The organism is Cellulophaga sp. (genome assembly GCF_039943695.1).
Taxonomy (GTDB): domain Bacteria; phylum Bacteroidota; class Bacteroidia; order Flavobacteriales; family Flavobacteriaceae; genus Cellulophaga.
Window position 1 is genome coordinate 1 of the sequence record NZ_JBDVAA010000104.1, and the last position, 16,312, is coordinate 16,312.

The following is a 16,312-nucleotide window of genomic DNA, read 5'->3' on the forward strand; positions in this document are numbered from 1 at the left end:
ATTTGTTTTTTTAATTAAAATTAATTTTTAAAATGTTACAGTTCCTCTTTAGTTTCGACTAGTATAAAAAAAAAGAGAAAGCATCAAAAAACTACTTTTTTGAAATTTTCTCCATACTTAGGCAAAAACCTAAGTCCTTAAATATGACATTATTTTATTTTGGAAGAAAGAGAAAAATTCTAAAATATTGTCTTTATGCTGACTAATGTATTAAATTATTTTCAACTATAAAAAAATATTTCTTACTTAAGTGATGTGAAAAACTTCCTATAATTGATGTAAAGACCTACAAAATATGGAGGTGGTGATATAAAAAGTGGGTGTAAAAAAAATATTAGTGAAGATATATCATAATGTATTTCATCTATTAATCGATATTTTATGTAGATAATAGAATGTTGTGTAGGAATTTTTTAATCATAAAACTTAGAGTTTTGTTTTTTATAATTGTCCTAGTTTAATTCTATTCAAGATGAAATTTAGTTTTTGTTTATCACTTTTTTAATTTGATAAAAAGAATTATGTAAAAATTGTGATGTAAACCTACGCAATTGTGCTTTTTGTATAAGTATGTTGCTGCTTATACTGTATATTATATATGTTTGAGAATTTATGATGCAAGTAGTATTTTAAAAAACAAAAAAGCCTGTTGTATAAAACAACAGGCTTTGCATGTAATAAGTTAAATTCTTTATATATTAAAGGACTTCAACGTTTACTGCATTAGGTCCTTTTTTACCTTCTTCAACGTCATAACTAACTTTGTCTCCTTCAGCTATTTCGTGAGTTAATCCACTGATGTGAACAAAAACGTCTTTACCACCATCATCTGGAGTGATAAAACCGAAACCTTTAGAGTCGTTAAAAAATTTTACTGTACCGTTACTCATAATTTTATTTTTAATTTAAAGTGCAAAGATAGTATAATATCAATACAAAGTGATTTTTATTTTTTTTTCTAAACTCTAGGTAAATCGCCTTCTCCTTTTAATGGTAAAGTAGAACTTCCTGTTAGGTAAACATCTACGTGATGCGCAGCCTGTCTGCCTTCAGAGATGGCCCATACTATTAAAGATTGACCTCTTCTTTGATCGCCAGCTACAAAAATACCAGGTACGTTAGTCATATAGTTTTTTGCAGAGGCTTTAATATTTGTTCTAGGATCTGCTTCTAAGCCTAGTTGTTGAGCTACAGTCATTTCCGATCCTGTAAAACCCATTGCAAGCAAAACTAAGTCGCATTTCCATTCTTTTTCTGTTCCAGGAACTTCTTTTAGGCTTGGTCTTTGTCCTGGAGTTTTAATCCACTCTATTTCTGAGGTAATTAATCCTTTTAAATTACCATCTTTATCTCCAACAAATTCCTTGGTAGAAATGCTAAAGAAACGTTCTGCACCTTCTTTATGAGAAGAGCTTGTACGTAAACGCATAGGCCAAAACGGCCAAGGCTGGTCTGCAGGTCTCTCTGGAGTTGCTTTGCTCATAATCTCAAAATTAGAGACAGAAGTAGCACCATGGCGTATAGATGTTCCTATGCAGTCAGATCCAGTATCTCCACCACCAATAACAATAACATCTTTGTTGGTTGCTTTTATTTCTTCACCTAAATCTGTAATGCCATCTACGCGTTTGTTATTTTGTTTTAAAAAGTCCATTGCTTGTACAACACCTTTTAGTTCTGCTCCTTTTATAGGTAAATTTCTACGTACTGTAGCCCCACCAGAAAGTACAACAGCATCAAAATCTTTTTTTAAGGTGTTTGCATCAATATCTACACCAATATGTGTATTGGTTTTAAATACTATGCCTTCTTCTTTTAGTACTTCTAATCTACGGTCAATAACGTTTTTCTCCATCTTAAAATCAGGAATACCGTATCTTAATAATCCACCAACTTTAGCATCACGCTCAAAAACAGTAACCAAATGTCCGGCTCTGTTTAATTGTTGTGCAGTAGCTAAACCAGCAGGTCCAGACCCTACAACAGCAACTTTTTTACCTGTTCTAGTTTTTGGCGGTTGTGCAGTTATCCATCCGTTGGAAAAAGCAGTTTCAACAATGTTTTTTTCAATATTTTCTATAGACACAGGGTCTTCATTAATACCTAATACACAAGCTTCCTCGCACGGAGCAGGGCATAAGCGACCAGTAAATTCCGGGAAGTTATTGGTAGAGTGCAATATGCTTGCAGCTTTTTCCCATTTTCCCTTGTAAACGGCATCATTAAAATCTGGAATTAAATTTCCTAATGGGCATCCACTATGGCAAAACGGAACTCCGCAATCCATACAACGTGCACCTTGGTCTTTTAATTCAGTTTCCTTTAATGGTTGTGTAAATTCTTTATAATTTTTTATACGCTCTTCTACAGGAGCATAGTCTTCTATTTTTCTTTCGAACTCTAAAAATCCAGTTATCTTTCCCATAGTGCTTTATATTATGCTAGCTTTTTCTTCTTCTTCTAATCTTTTTAATGCTTGACGGTATTCTTCAGGGAATACTTTAACAAACATTGGTAAACTGTTTTCCCAGTTTTCTAGCAAGCGTTGTGCCAGAGGACTCATAGTGTAATTGTAATGGCTTTCTATAAGGTCTTTTAGTTCTGCAATATCATTGGCTTCATCTACAGAAAGTAAATTAAGAGCTTCTTTATTGCAGTTTTTTTCAAACGTTTTGTTTGGGTCAAATACATAAGCAATACCGCCACTCATACCTGCTCCAAAATTACGACCTACTTCGCCTAAAATTACAGCTACACCACCAGTCATATATTCACAACCATGGTCTCCAATGCCTTCTACAACAGTTTTTGCTCCAGAGTTACGAACGCAAAAACGTTCACCTGCTTTACCATTTATATAGGCTCTACCAGCAGTAGCACCATATAAGGTTACATTACCTGTAATAACATTGTCTTCCGGAATTATAGTGGCACCTTCCGGTACTTTTATTACTAATTTACCTCCAGATAATCCTTTTCCTAAATAATCATTAGTATTACCATTAACTGTCATTGTTAAACCTCTGGTTGCAAAGGCACCAAAACTTTGTCCGGCAGAACCAGTAAAGTTTAAACGTAGCGTGTTTATAGGTAAGCCTTTTGCACCATAGGTCTTAGAAATTTCATTACTTATAATTGCACCAACTGCTCTGTCTGTATTTTTAATAGGAAAATCTAAGGTTAGTTTTTCTTTTCTAAATAAAGATGGGTGTGCTTTTTCTATAATTTTAAACTCTATAGATTTATATATATCGTGCTCTTGTTTTTGTGTGTTGTGAAGTTTGGTATCTGCAGGTACATCTACTTGGTGTAAAATAGGAGTAAGGTCTATGCCTTCTGCTTTATAATGTTCTATAGCTTTGTTGCGATCTAGTTTTTGAACCTGACCTACCATTTCGTTTACAGTTCTAAAACCTAGTTGCGCCATTATTTCTCTTAGTTCTTGAGCAATAAAGTACATGTAGTTAACTACGTGTTCTGGTTTTCCTTTAAACTTTTTACGCAGTTCAGGATTTTGAGTAGCAATACCAACCGGACAAGTGTTTAAGTGGCAAACACGCATCATAATACAGCCAGAAGCCACTAAAGGAGCGGTAGCAAAACCAAATTCTTCTGCTCCAAGCAGACAGGCAATTGCTACATCACGACCTGTTTTTAGTTGTCCGTCGCATTCTACAACAACCCTGTTTCTAAGATCGTTCATCACTAAGGTTTGTTGTGCTTCTGCAACACCTAGCTCCCATGGTAAACCTGCGTGTTTTAAAGATGTTAAAGGAGATGCTCCTGTGCCACCATCGTGACCAGAAATTAATACAACATCTGCTTTTGCTTTTGCTACACCCGCAGCTACAGTACCTACACCAACTTCTGATACTAATTTTACGTTTATTCTTGCTTCTCTGTTAGCAGATTTTAAATCGTAAATTAATTGAGATAAATCTTCAATTGAATAAATATCATGATGTGGAGGAGGAGAGATAAGCCCTACATACGGAGTAGAGTTTCTTGTTTTTGCTATAGACGGATTTACTTTTGGTCCAGGCAATTGTCCGCCTTCACCAGGTTTAGCACCTTGTGCCATTTTAATTTGTATTTCCTTAGCACTTGTTAGGTAGTTAGATGTAACACCAAACCTACCTGAAGCAACTTGTTTTATAGCGCTGTTTCTCCAATCTCCAGTTTCGTTTTTATAAAAACGTTCTGCATCTTCACCACCTTCACCAGAGTTACTTTTGCCGCCAATACGGTTCATTGCAATCGCTAAATTTTCATGAGCTTCCTTGCTAATAGATCCGTAAGACATTGCTCCAGTTTTAAATCGCTTTACAATATCTGTCCATGGCTCTACCTCTTCAATAGGGATTGGGTCATAGTTAGAAAACTCAAACAAACCTCTAATGGTCATTAAATGTTTAGATTGTTCATTTATTAAACTAGAGTATTCCTTGTATGTGCTTGGTTCGTTATTACGAACTGCTTTTTGTAATTTGGCAATAGTAAGTGGGTTAAATAAGTGTTTTTCTCCATCTCTACGCCATCTATATGCGCCACCCATTTCTAACTCTAAATTAGCTGCTACTTCTTTAGTGTTAAATGCTTTTTGGTGTCTTTTTGCTATTTCTTTTTCTATTTGGTATAAACCAATACCTTGTATTCTTGTAGGTGTGTTTGGAAAATATTTATCTACCACTTTGGTGTTTATACCAATACACTCAAACAATTGGGACCCTCGGTAAGAGTTTAAGGTAGATATCCCTATTTTGTTCATAACCTTTAACACGCCTTTTCCAATACCTTTATTGTAGTTTTTTATAGCTTCATCAAAAGTAATGTCTGTAATGTCATTTTCTTCTATTTGTTCACCTATAATTTCGTTAACCAAATAAGGGTTTACAGCACTTGCTCCATAACCAAATAATAATGCAAAATGATGCACTTCTCTTGGCTCTGCAGATTCTATTATTACACTAAGTTTAGATCTTTTACCTAATTTTTGCAGTCCACTATTTACAAAAGATAATGCTAATAGGGCAGGTATAGGAGCATTGTCCTTGTTTACATTTCTGTCTGATAAAATGATAATATTTGTACCGTTATCTATTGCTTTAGATGCCTGGTCTAATATAGATGCTAATGCTTCTTCTAGGGCGTTGTGTCCACGTTCTATTTTGTACAGAATAGGAATAGATGTTACTTTGTAATCTGGACTAGCGTCATAGTTTTTTATCTTATCTAAATCTTCTTTAGATATTACAGGATTCTGAATTTTTAATTTACGACAGTGTAATTCTGAAAAGTCAAAAATATTATGATCACTACCAAGGGTTAAGCTAATATCTGTAATTAACTCTTCTCTAATACCATCTAAAGGAGGATTTGTTACTTGGGCAAATAGTTGCTTAAAGTAGTTGTATATAAGTTGTGGCTTTTCAGATAAAACGGCAATTGGCGTATCAGATCCCATAGAGCCAATAGGCTCTTTGGCAGACTTACCCATTGGTAATATAATGGTGTTTATATCTTCTAACGTATAGCCAAAAAGTGATTTTCTTTTCTCTAAGCTTTCTTCTCCTAAAAATAAAGGGCAGTCGTTATAAGGGATGTCTTTTAAATGCACCAAATTATTATCTAGCCATTTTTGGTAAGGCTTTAATTGAGCAATTTTTTCTTTTATTTCTTCATCATTAACAATACGGCCTTCTTCCATATTTACTAAAAACATTTTTCCTGGCTCTAAACGTCCATGAAACTCAATGTTTTCTGGTTCTATATCTACTACACCAGTTTCTGATGACATAATTACGTAGCCATCTTTAGTAACAGAGTATCTAGAGGGTCTTAACCCGTTACGGTCTAAAACTGCTCCAATATAGTTGCCATCTGTAAAAGGTACAGATGCGGGTCCATCCCACGGCTCCATCATACAAGAGTTATACTCGTAAAATGCTCTTTTAGCAGGAGACATATCTGGGTTTTTTTCCCATGCTTCTGGTACCATAATCATCATAACTTCTGGCAAGGATCTACCTGTCATTAGTAGCAATTCTACTACCATATCCATTGTTGCAGAATCTGATTTTCCTGGTAATATTATAGGAAGTATATTTTTTATTTCATCACCAAATAAATCACTCTTTAGTAGTTCTTCTCTAGAGCGCATTCTAGATACATTACCACGTAATGTGTTTATTTCTCCATTATGACACATATACCTAAACGGTTGTGCAAGATCCCAAGTAGGGAAGGTGTTGGTAGAAAAACGTTGGTGAACAAGAGCAAGTCTTGTAACCACTCTTGGATCCATTAAATCTTTAAAGTAAAATTTAATGTCTTGTGGCATTAAAAGACCTTTAAAAATAATGATTTTTGTAGATAAACTAGGAACGTAGAAAAATCCGCTTTCAGATAATTTAGAACTTAAAATAGTATGCTCTGTTACTTTACGAGCAATGTATAGTTTAAGGTTAAAAGCAGCATAATCTTGAGAACTATTTTCTTTAGCAATAAATATTTGCTTAACAAATGGCTCTGTTTCCATAGCTATGCGTCCTGGAACATTTTTGTTTACAGGTGCATCTCTCCAGCCTAACAATTGTAGGCCTTGCTTTTTTATGTTTTCTTCAAATACAGAGATACAAAAATCTCTTTGGTTTTCTTTTTGAGGTAAAAAGATGTTTGCAACAGCATATTCACCTGGTTCCGGTAAATTAAAATTACAAACCTCTACAAAATAATCATGTGGTATATCTATTAAAATACCAGCGCCATCTCCTGTTTTGCCATCAGAACTAACAGCACCACGGTGTTCTAGCTTGTCTAATATCTCTAAAGCTTTATGTATAATGTCGTTAGACTTCTTTCCTTTTAAGCTACAGATAAAACCAGCTCCACAATTATCATGTTCAAAATCCGGTAGGTATAACCCTTGTTTTTTCAGCTTCATAAATTATCACATTTTTTCAAATATATTATAATTGTTAAATTATGTTTAAAGAATAGGTGATAACCTAAAAATTAATTCATCATTTTCAGTGTATTGATAAATTAAATGAAATTTTAAATTTTTAAGGGTATGTAAATTATCAAATTCACAATGTTAATTTTTAGAATAGATATAAAAAAAGCTGCGCAATAAATTATTGCACAGCTTTTGTGTTAAAACAAACGTATCTTTCTAATTAATCTCTTAAAATGCTTCTAGAGATTACTATTTTCTGAATTTCAGAAGTACCTTCGTAAATCTGTGTAATTTTAGCATCTCTCATTAAACGCTCTACGTGGTAATCTTTTACAAAGCCATTACCACCGTGCACTTGTACAGCTTCTACAGAAACCTCCATAGCAACTTTAGATGCGTATAATTTAGCCATAGCTCCAGATAAATCATAATTCTCATGATTGTCTTTATCCATTGCAGCTTTGTAAACTAACATTCTTGCAGCTTCAATAGAAGTATGCATATCTGCTAATTTAAAAGCAATAGCTTGGTGGTTAGCAATCTCTGTACCAAATGCTTTTCTTTGTTTAGAGTATTTTAATGCTAATTCATAAGCACCAGCTGCAATACCTAACGCTTGTGCTGCAATACCAATTCTTCCGCCAGAAAGTGTTTTCATAGCAAATTTAAAACCAAAACCGTCTTCACCAATTCTGTTTTCTTTAGGTACTTTTACGTCGTTAAAAATTAAAGAGTGAGTGTCACTACCTCTAATTCCTAATTTATTTTCTTTAGGACCAATTTCAAAACCTTCAGCACCTTTTTCAACAATAAGTGCATTAATTCCTTTGTGACCTTTTTCTACATCTGTTTGTGCAATTACAAGGTAGTAATCTGCAGAACTACCATTGGTAATCCAGTTTTTAGTACCATTTAATATGTAATGGTCTCCTTTATCTATTGCTGTAGTTTTTTGTGATGTGGCATCACTACCAGCTTCAGGCTCAGATAAACAAAAAGCGCCTATGCTTTCTCCTGTAGTTAACTTTGTTAAATATTTTTTCTTTTGTTCTTCGTTACCAAAAGTTTCTAGACCCCAACAAACAAGAGAGTTGTTTACAGAGACAATTACAGAGCAAGAAGCATCTACCTTAGATAATTCTTCCATTACTAGAACGTAAGATAGTGTGTCTAGACCGCTACCACCATATTTGGCATCAACCATCATTCCTAAAAAGCCTAATTCACCCATTTTTTTTACTTCTTCTTTAGGAAACCTTTGGGCGTCGTCTCTTTCAATTACTCCTGGTAATAATTCATTTTGAGCAAAATCTCTTGCTGCTTGCTGAATCATTAATTGTTCTTCTGTTAACTTAAAGTCCATCTTATTGCGATAATGTTAATTTATGTGTACAAATATAGGTTTATATTGTGATATATTCAACAGCATTGGGCTCTCTTTCTCCGTGTTTTAATGCTGTTCAACGTAAAATTAATGAAAAATTAATCATTCTATGACTGTTAAAAGTTTAAAAATGCCGCAATATTTTTATATTTGTTGAATTGAATTTTTATTAATTGATTTAATATCAAAATTATGAGACAGCAGTAACTCCCGTTTGGGAGGGATATTTTTAACACAATAGCGATGCATAAATAATGTTACATAATTTTACAATCAATTTAAAATGAAAGATTTACTACAAAAATACGAGGATAAACAACCTGAAATAGTTTTTAACTGGAAAGATTCTGAAACTGAAGCCGAAGGGTGGACAGTTATAAATTCTTTACGTGGAGGTGCTGCTGGTGGTGGTACAAGAATGCGTAAAGGTTTAGATATGAACGAGGTTCTTTCTTTAGCAAAAACTATGGAGGTTAAGTTTACAGTTTCTGGACCAGCAATTGGTGGTGCAAAATCTGGAATTAATTTTGATCCAAACGACCCTAGAAAAAAAGGTGTTTTAAAGCGTTGGTATAATGCTGTTGCTCCTTTGTTAAAAAGTTATTATGGTACCGGTGGAGATTTAAATGTAGATGAAATACATGAAGTAATTCCTATAACAGAAGATGCTGGTGTTTGGCACCCACAGGAAGGTGTTTTTAACGGTCACTTTAAACCTACAGAAGCAGATAAAATTAACCGTATAGGTCAATTAAGACTAGGAGTAATAAAAGTAATAGAGAGTAGTACATACTCACCATCTGTAGAGCGTAAGTATACAGTTGCAGATATGATTACTGGTTTTGGTGTTGCTGAAGCGGCAAAACATTTTTATGATATTTATGGTGGTACCATTAAAGGAAAACGTGCAATAGTACAGGGTTTTGGTAATGTTGGTGCAGCAGCGGCATATTATTTAAGCCAAATGGGAGCTAAAATAGTAGGTATTATAGATCGTGATGGAGGTGTAATTAATAAAGAAGGTTTTTCTTTTGATGAAATAAAAGAATTTTACCTTGCCAAAAACGGAAACACGCTTGTAGCAGAGAATATGATTCCGTTTGATGAAATAAATAAACAAATTTGGGGATTAGAAGCAGAAATTTTTGCACCTTGTGCAGCTTCAAGATTAATTACCAAAGAGCAAATAACACAGTTAATAGATACAGGCTTAGAAGTTATTACTTGCGGCGCTAATGTACCATTTGCAGATAAAGAAATTTTCTTTGGTCCTATTATGGAATATACAGATGAGCGTGTAAGTTTAATTCCAGATTTTATATCTAACTGTGGTATGGCAAGAGTATTTGCTTACTTTATGGAAAGAAGAGTAGAAATGAATGACGAGTTAGTTTTTCAAGACACATCTGAAACCATTAAAAAAGCAATGCAGAATGTATATAAAAACAACGCATCTAAAAAAGAGCTAAGTAAAACGGCCTTTGAGATAGCATTAAAACAATTAATATAAACTAAACTAAGAAGAAGAAGAATGGAGACCATTATAATAATTATTTTTTTTGTTGGTTATTTGGCAATAACCTTAGAGCACAATCTTAAAATAGATAAGTTAATACCTGCACTTGCAATGATGGCATTGTTATGGGCAGTAATAGCTTTGGCTCATATGCCAGTTTTTGAAGTTGATGCGGCTTTGCGAGAATTAGCGCCTAGCCACGTAGATGAAATTTTACTGCATCATTTAGGTAAAACGGCAGAAATATTGGTCTTTTTATTAGGAGCAATGACCATTGTAGAAATCATAGATTACTTTAATGGCTTTGCAACAATCAAAGGGTTTATAAAAACAAAAAGTAAACGTAAATTATTATGGTTGTTCTCCATTCTTGCTTTTATCTTATCAGCAATTATAGATAACCTAACAGCTACAATTGTATTAATAACAATTTTACAAAAAGTAATTAGAAACAAAGAAACTCGTTTGTGGTTTGCTGGTATGATTATTATTGCGGCTAATGCAGGTGGTGCTTGGTCTCCTATTGGTGATGTTACTACAACAATGCTTTGGATTGCAGATAAGGTTTCTGCAGCGCAATTAGTAGAACACGTATTTGTACCGTCTGTAATATGTATGGTTGTACCAACATTTATAGCTAGTAGATTTAAAGCTTTTAAAGGTAATATTGAAGATGTTGAAGAAGCAGATAGTGAAAAGAAATCTAAATTTGGATCTACAATGTTATACTTAGGTTTAGGGGCTATTGTTTTTGTTCCTTTCTTTAAAACAATAACACATTTACCTCCTTATGTAGGTATGATGCTTTCTTTAGCTATTGTTGCAACATTTGCAGAAATATACAGTAATTCTAAATTTAGTATTTCTAATGTAGATGGTGAAAGTGAAGCTGCTTCTCATCACAGTCCAGTTCACCATTCTTTATCTAAGATAGAGTTGCCAAGTATCTTATTTTTCTTAGGTATTTTATTAGCAGTGGCTGCATTAGAATCTTTAGGTATGTTGTTTCACTTTGCAGAAAACTTAAATGCTGCAATTCCAAATTCAGATTTTGTTGTAATGTTATTAGGTGCAGGTTCTGCAGTTATAGATAACGTTCCGTTGGTAGCAGCAAGTATTGGTATGTTTCCACAAGGTATGGATGATCCATTATGGCACTTTATTGCATATTCTGCTGGTACAGGTGGTAGTATGTTAATAATAGGTTCTGCTGCAGGTGTAGTTGCAATGGGTATGGAAAAAATAGATTTCTTCTGGTATTTTAAGAAAATAGCTTGGTTGGCATTAGTAGGATTTTTAGCAGGTGCTGGCTGTTTTATTTTAATTAGAGATTTTATACTAAACGCATAATTTTATTTGCAAAATAACGTTATAAGAGCAACTTAAATACTGGAAAATATATGTTATTGTTTCAAGATGCTGCTAATGAGGTGGTAATGGGAGAAAGTGTATCCGAAGAAAAAACACTATCGGTAATAGATTTAATTGTAAATGGTGGTGCAGGAAGTATTATCATTATAGGAATTTTAGCAATTCTATTATTTGTTGCTCTATATATTTATTTTGAAAGAATCTTTGCAATAAAGGCTGCTTCTAAAATTGATAAAAATTTTATGAATCAGATTAAAGATCATATAACAAATGGCAAGCTAGATGCTGCCCGTATGTTATGTGCGCAAACAGATTCTCCAGTTGCAAGACTTACTGAAAAAGGGGTTTCTAGGATAGGAAAACCTTTAGATGATATAAATACAGCAATTGAAAATGCTGGAACATTAGAAGTATATAAGTTAGAGAAAAATGTAAGTATTTTAGCTACTGTTGCTGGTGCTGCACCAATGATTGGTTTCTTAGGAACTGTAATTGGTATGATTTTGGCATTCCATGAAATGGCATCTGCAGGCGGACAAGCAGAAATGGGTTCTTTAGCATCTGGTATATATACGGCAATGACAACAACTGTTGCAGGTTTAGTAGTAGGTATTATTGCCTATATTGGGTATAATCACCTTGTAAACAGAACAGGTAAGGTTGTACATGCAATGGAGGCAAACGCTGTAGACTTTTTAGATTTATTAAACGAACCACTTTAAATTCCTTTAGATGAAATTAAAAGGAAGAAATAAAGTAAGTCCAGACTTTAGTATGTCGTCTATGACGGACATCGTGTTTTTGTTGTTGGTATTTTTTATGTTAACATCAAACGCGCCAAATGCATTAGATCTGTTGCTTCCAAAGGCAAAAGGGAAGTCAACCAACACACAAAATGTATCTGTAAGTATTAATAAAAACTTAGAGTATTTTGTGAATAGTGAAAAAATAAACGGGAAGTATATTGAAATTGAATTAAAGAAAGCACTAGAAGGTCAAGAAAAACCAACAATTATTTTAAGGGCAGAAGAAACAGTGCCTGTTAAAGAGGCAGTAAACGTTATGGATATTGCCAATAAAAATAATTACAAGGTTATCTTAGCTGTGCGAGCTAAATAATGTCGTTCTTAGATACCAAACACAAGAAAAAATCTTTTACGCTTACAACTTTGTTGCTAAGCGTACTCTTGTTGTTGCTTTTTTATGTTGGGTTAACTTATATGGATCCACCAGAAGAAAAAGGTATTGCGGTTAATTTTGGCCAGATGGATTTTGGTAAGGGTAACGTGCAACCAAAAGAAAAAATAAAGTCTGAACCAGTAAAAACTACCAAAGAAGTTGTAGAAGAACAGCAAGAAGAGGTAAAGCCAGTTGCAGAACCAGAAGTGCAGCAAGAATCTGCGCAGGAAAAGGCTGCAGAAAAATTGGTTACACAAGATAACGAAGAATCTATTTTAATAAAGCAAAAGCAAGAAGCTAAACGCAAGGCAGATGCTGCAGCAAAAAAAGCCAAAGCAGAAGCAGAGCGTAAAGAGCAGCAACGTGTTGCAGCAGAAAAGGCTGAAGCAGAACGTAAACGTAAAGCAGAACAGGCTAAAAGAGATAAGGTAGATAACCTTTTTGGTGGTTTAGCTAAGTCTGACGGTAAAGCTACCGGAGGTGAAGGAGATGATAATAAAGCTGGTGACAAGGGGAATCCGCAAGGAAACCCATATGCAACTAGTTACTATGGTTCTCCTGGATCTGGAAGCGGTGGTTCTGGTTACGGATTGTCAGGACGAAAACTTTTAAATAAAGGCCAGGTTAAGCAAGATTGTAATGAGGAGGGTAGAGTAGTAGTAAAAATAGTAGTAGACCGTAATGGCAAAGTGCTATCTGCAACTGCAGGTGTAAAAGGTACTACTAATAACCACCCTTGTTTGTTAAAACCAGCAGAGGCAACAGCACGTTTACATAAATGGAATTTAGATACTAAGGCACCAAGCAGACAAATAGGATTTGTTGTTGTAAACTTTAAATTAGGAGAGTAATTATCTAAAATTACTTTAATTTTACTTCTTATTTACTCAATTTAATAAACTTTAATGACATATAGCCAAACGTTAGATTGGATGTTTGCACAACTTCCAATATACCAAAACAAAGGAAAATCTGCGTTTAATGGTAAGTTAGATAATATAAAGCTATTTTCTAAAGCTTTAGGCTCTCCAGAAAAACAGTTTAAAAGTATACACGTAGCAGGTACCAATGGTAAAGGCTCTAGTAGTCATATGTTGGCGTCTATTTTACAAGAGGCAGGCTATAAAGTTGGTTTGTATACTTCTCCGCATTTAAAAGATTTTAGGGAGCGTATTAGAATTAATGGCGATAAAATTCCGCAAAGTCACGTAATAAACTTTGTAGAAGATAATATGTCTTTTTTTAAAGCGCATAAACTCTCTTTTTTTGAGATGACAGTAGCAATGGCTTTTGCATACTTTGCAAATGAGAATGTGGATATTGCAATTATAGAAGTTGGTTTGGGCGGAAGATTAGATTCTACCAATATAATTACACCAGAGGTTTCATTAATAACAAACATAGGGTTAGACCATACAGATTTATTAGGAGATACTCTTGAGAAAATTGCTGTAGAAAAAGGAGGAATTATTAAAAATAATATTCCGGTTGTAGTAAGTGAAAATCAAACGGAGACTGCAACAATTTTTAAAGAAATTGCAAATTTAAAAAATGCACCAATATTTTTTGCAGATTCTATTTTGGTAAAAACATACAAAACATCTTTGTTGGGTAATTATCAGCAAAAAAATATAAAAGGTGTTTTAGCTACACTTAAGCAATTAAAAGAATTTGCAATTACTAATAGTGCAATTGAAAAAGGGCTGATAAATGTAGTAGAAAATACCGGATTAATGGGTAGGTGGCAACTTTTACAAGAGCAACCTAGGGTAATTTGTGACACAGCACATAATAAAGAGGGCTTAAGTTTGACTATAAAACAGTTGGAGGCACAAAAATACGAGTCGCTTTTTATTGTCTTGGGAGTTGTTAAGGATAAGAATTTGGATGCTATTTTACCTCTTTTTCCAAAAAATGCAAATTATTTTTTCTGTTGTCCAAAAATAGAAAGAGGGTTAAATGCAGAGGAGTTAAAAGGTGAAGCAAGTGGTTTTTTGTTGCAGGGTAATGCTTATTCGTCTGTAAAAGAAGCACTTGAAAAAGCAAAATCTTTAGCAAAAAAAGAAGATTTAATTTACGTTGGAGGCAGCACTTTTGTTGTTGCAGAAATAGTTTAATTTTTTTTCATTTTTTATTTGCGAGAAATGAAAAACAGTTATATATTTGCACTCGCAATACGGAAAACAAATTTCTAAATTGTGAATGAGGGCTCTTAGCTCAGTTGGTTCAGAGCACCTGCCTTACAAGCAGGGGGTCACTGGTTCGAATCCAGTAGGGCCCACAGTAACAAAAAGCTTCCGATTTATCGGGAGCTTTTTTGTTTTATATCATTTTAATAGAATAGATTCTTAATCTGTCATTATCTTTAAAAAATGACTATTTATCAAAATAAATCCAACTATTATTTCTTTGTTAACAGTAGGTTTCGGTATTTTTGATTATTTTAAAAAATAAATTATCAATATTAGATAATTAGTGTTAAACGTTTGAAATTACTGTAATTGAGGTGTTCTTAGTTTTCCTTTTTTCTACCTTTACGTTATATTAACTTAAAACTATATATTTTGAAACAAAGAGTAATATTATTAGTCGGTATTTTAATTAGTACTATGTCTTATGCTCAATTTGAAATTTCGGCAGGTACAGGTTATGCAATAGGAAGCGCCGAAATGAAATTAGGAACAGAAACAACAGCAACAAGTGTAGAGAATACTTATGGTAGTTATGGTGAAGGTGTAAACTTTCAACTAAGAGGAACTTATTTTTTTAATGAAAAAGTTGGTTTAGACTTAGGTGTAGGTTACTTAAATGGTGCAGATCATACAATATCAAGAGTAGATATTCCTAGTAGAAATATAGATGTAGATGCAATTGCTAGAGGTAGAGCTTTTGGGGCAACTGTTGCTGTAGCTTATAAGTTTACAGATAACTTTTATGGTCGTGTTGGTGCTTTGTTAAAAGTAGCAGGGAAAACAGAAGCTGTAGTTTTTAATAGTACATTATTATCTGAAGAAGAGAGAGCTCCATATAGTCTTCCTGAAGGTTCTTATTCAGAAACTAATTATGTAGAAGATTATCACGGTAAGTTTCCATTAGGTTTTGTTGGTGCCTTAGGCTATAAGTTTCCTATAGACAACAACTTTAGTATTTACGTAGAAGCAGAATACTACGGTATTAGCTTAAAGCGTAAGGATTCTGAATTACAAGAGTTCAATACTAACTTATTTACTCCAGATGGTAATATGGTTGCAGAAGGTGTTTATACTTTAGATAACTTGCCTCCAGGTTATGTTAAAAAAACCAACTATGTAGATGAGTTAAGAAATGACAATACAGATCCGTCAAAAAAATTATCACAAAAAGTACCTTATTCTTCTTTTGGTATTAATGTGGGTGTAACATATAAATTTAAAAAGTCTGCTAAAAAACAGTAGTACTTTTAAATCTAAATTTTTAAAAAAGCTTCTAAAATGTATTTAACATTTTAGAAGCTTTTTTTATTTTAACGCAGTACTAACTTTATAATATTGTGTTATGTTAATTGTTAAGTTTTTGTGATTAGATTGTTTATTGCTTTACTTCTAGAGCCAGTATTTATAACTTAGTAAAAGTAATATTAGATGATTAGTGTAAATGTTATGCATAATAAAAATACTTTTTATTGATTTTTTTTAACCTATAGTGCACCAAACATGGTGTTTGTCTAAAAACTATCAAATTATATAAAAAGACTTTTAATCTTTGATTTAATTAACCCCAAAATAAATTAAAAGAGCATGTTAAAAAGTAATATTGATAAGGCTACAGGTTTTGAAAAAAGATTTGAAAATATAAATACGGTTGTTTTTAAAAACTCTACAAACGCATCAAAATCCGTAGCAAATGAAATTGCAAATTTAATTAG

Annotated in this window: 11 protein-coding genes and 1 tRNA gene; 8 read left to right on the forward strand and 4 right to left on the reverse strand. The window is 33.3% G+C overall.

Translation table 11 applies throughout. From position 1 onward, the window contains the following. Nucleotides 1-698 precede the first annotated feature (698 nt). From ABJD66_RS06740 to ABJD66_RS06755, 4 genes are all read right to left on the reverse strand, one after another. Nucleotides 699-890 (reverse strand): cold-shock protein, encoded by a 192-nt coding sequence (locus ABJD66_RS06740; protein WP_013621600.1) that lies wholly within the window; start codon nt 888-890, stop codon nt 699-701. 68 nt (nt 891-958) lie between these two features. Continuing rightward, nucleotides 959-2,425 (reverse strand): glutamate synthase subunit beta, encoded by a 1,467-nt coding sequence (locus tag ABJD66_RS06745; RefSeq protein WP_348129648.1) that lies wholly within the window; start codon nt 2,423-2,425, stop codon nt 959-961. A 6-nt stretch (nt 2,426-2,431) separates the two neighbouring features. Beyond that, on the reverse strand, nt 2,432-6,943 hold the full coding sequence (gene gltB, locus ABJD66_RS06750) for a glutamate synthase large subunit (RefSeq protein WP_348129651.1): 4,512 nt from the start codon (nt 6,941-6,943) through the stop codon (nt 2,432-2,434). Between the two features lie 235 nt (nt 6,944-7,178). After that, the gene (locus ABJD66_RS06755; protein WP_303540836.1) at nt 7,179-8,321 is read right to left on the reverse strand and encodes an acyl-CoA dehydrogenase; all 1,143 of its coding nucleotides are present in this window, start codon (nt 8,319-8,321) and stop codon (nt 7,179-7,181) included. Between the two features lie 304 nt (nt 8,322-8,625). Here ABJD66_RS06755 and ABJD66_RS06760 point away from each other — a divergent pair, with 304 nt between their 5' ends. The 8 genes from ABJD66_RS06760 (at nt 8,626) to ABJD66_RS06795 (ending at nt 15,842) form a co-directional block, all read left to right on the forward strand. Next, the gene (locus ABJD66_RS06760) at nt 8,626-9,852 is read left to right on the forward strand and encodes a Glu/Leu/Phe/Val dehydrogenase dimerization domain-containing protein (protein ID WP_100893694.1); all 1,227 of its coding nucleotides are present in this window, start codon (nt 8,626-8,628) and stop codon (nt 9,850-9,852) included. Between the two features lie 21 nt (nt 9,853-9,873). Then, nucleotides 9,874-11,208: a sodium:proton antiporter NhaD gene (gene nhaD, locus ABJD66_RS06765; RefSeq protein ID WP_303540838.1), complete on the forward strand. Its 1,335-nt coding sequence runs from the start codon at nt 9,874-9,876 to the stop codon at nt 11,206-11,208. 50 nt (nt 11,209-11,258) lie between these two features. Beyond that, entirely contained in the window at nt 11,259-11,951 is a 693-nt protein-coding gene (locus ABJD66_RS06770) for a MotA/TolQ/ExbB proton channel family protein (protein ID WP_100893692.1), read from the forward strand. Between the two features lie 10 nt (nt 11,952-11,961). Then, nucleotides 11,962-12,348 (forward strand): biopolymer transporter ExbD, encoded by a 387-nt coding sequence (locus ABJD66_RS06775; protein WP_100893691.1) that lies wholly within the window; start codon nt 11,962-11,964, stop codon nt 12,346-12,348. After that, complete coding sequence (locus ABJD66_RS06780; RefSeq protein ID WP_348129657.1) at nt 12,348-13,259, forward strand: energy transducer TonB; 912 nt, start codon at nt 12,348-12,350, stop codon at nt 13,257-13,259. Before ABJD66_RS06775 ends, ABJD66_RS06780 begins: the two co-directional genes overlap by 1 nt. Before the next feature lie 54 nt (nt 13,260-13,313). After that, nucleotides 13,314-14,525 (forward strand): folylpolyglutamate synthase/dihydrofolate synthase family protein, encoded by a 1,212-nt coding sequence (locus ABJD66_RS06785; protein WP_348129660.1) that lies wholly within the window; start codon nt 13,314-13,316, stop codon nt 14,523-14,525. Nucleotides 14,526-14,614: 89 nt separating this feature from the next. Beyond that, nucleotides 14,615-14,689, forward strand: a tRNA-Val gene (locus tag ABJD66_RS06790). Nucleotides 14,690-14,972: 283 nt separating this feature from the next. Further along, entirely contained in the window at nt 14,973-15,842 is an 870-nt protein-coding gene (locus tag ABJD66_RS06795; protein WP_348129662.1) for an outer membrane beta-barrel protein, read from the forward strand. Nucleotides 15,843-16,312: the final 470 nt, after the last annotated feature.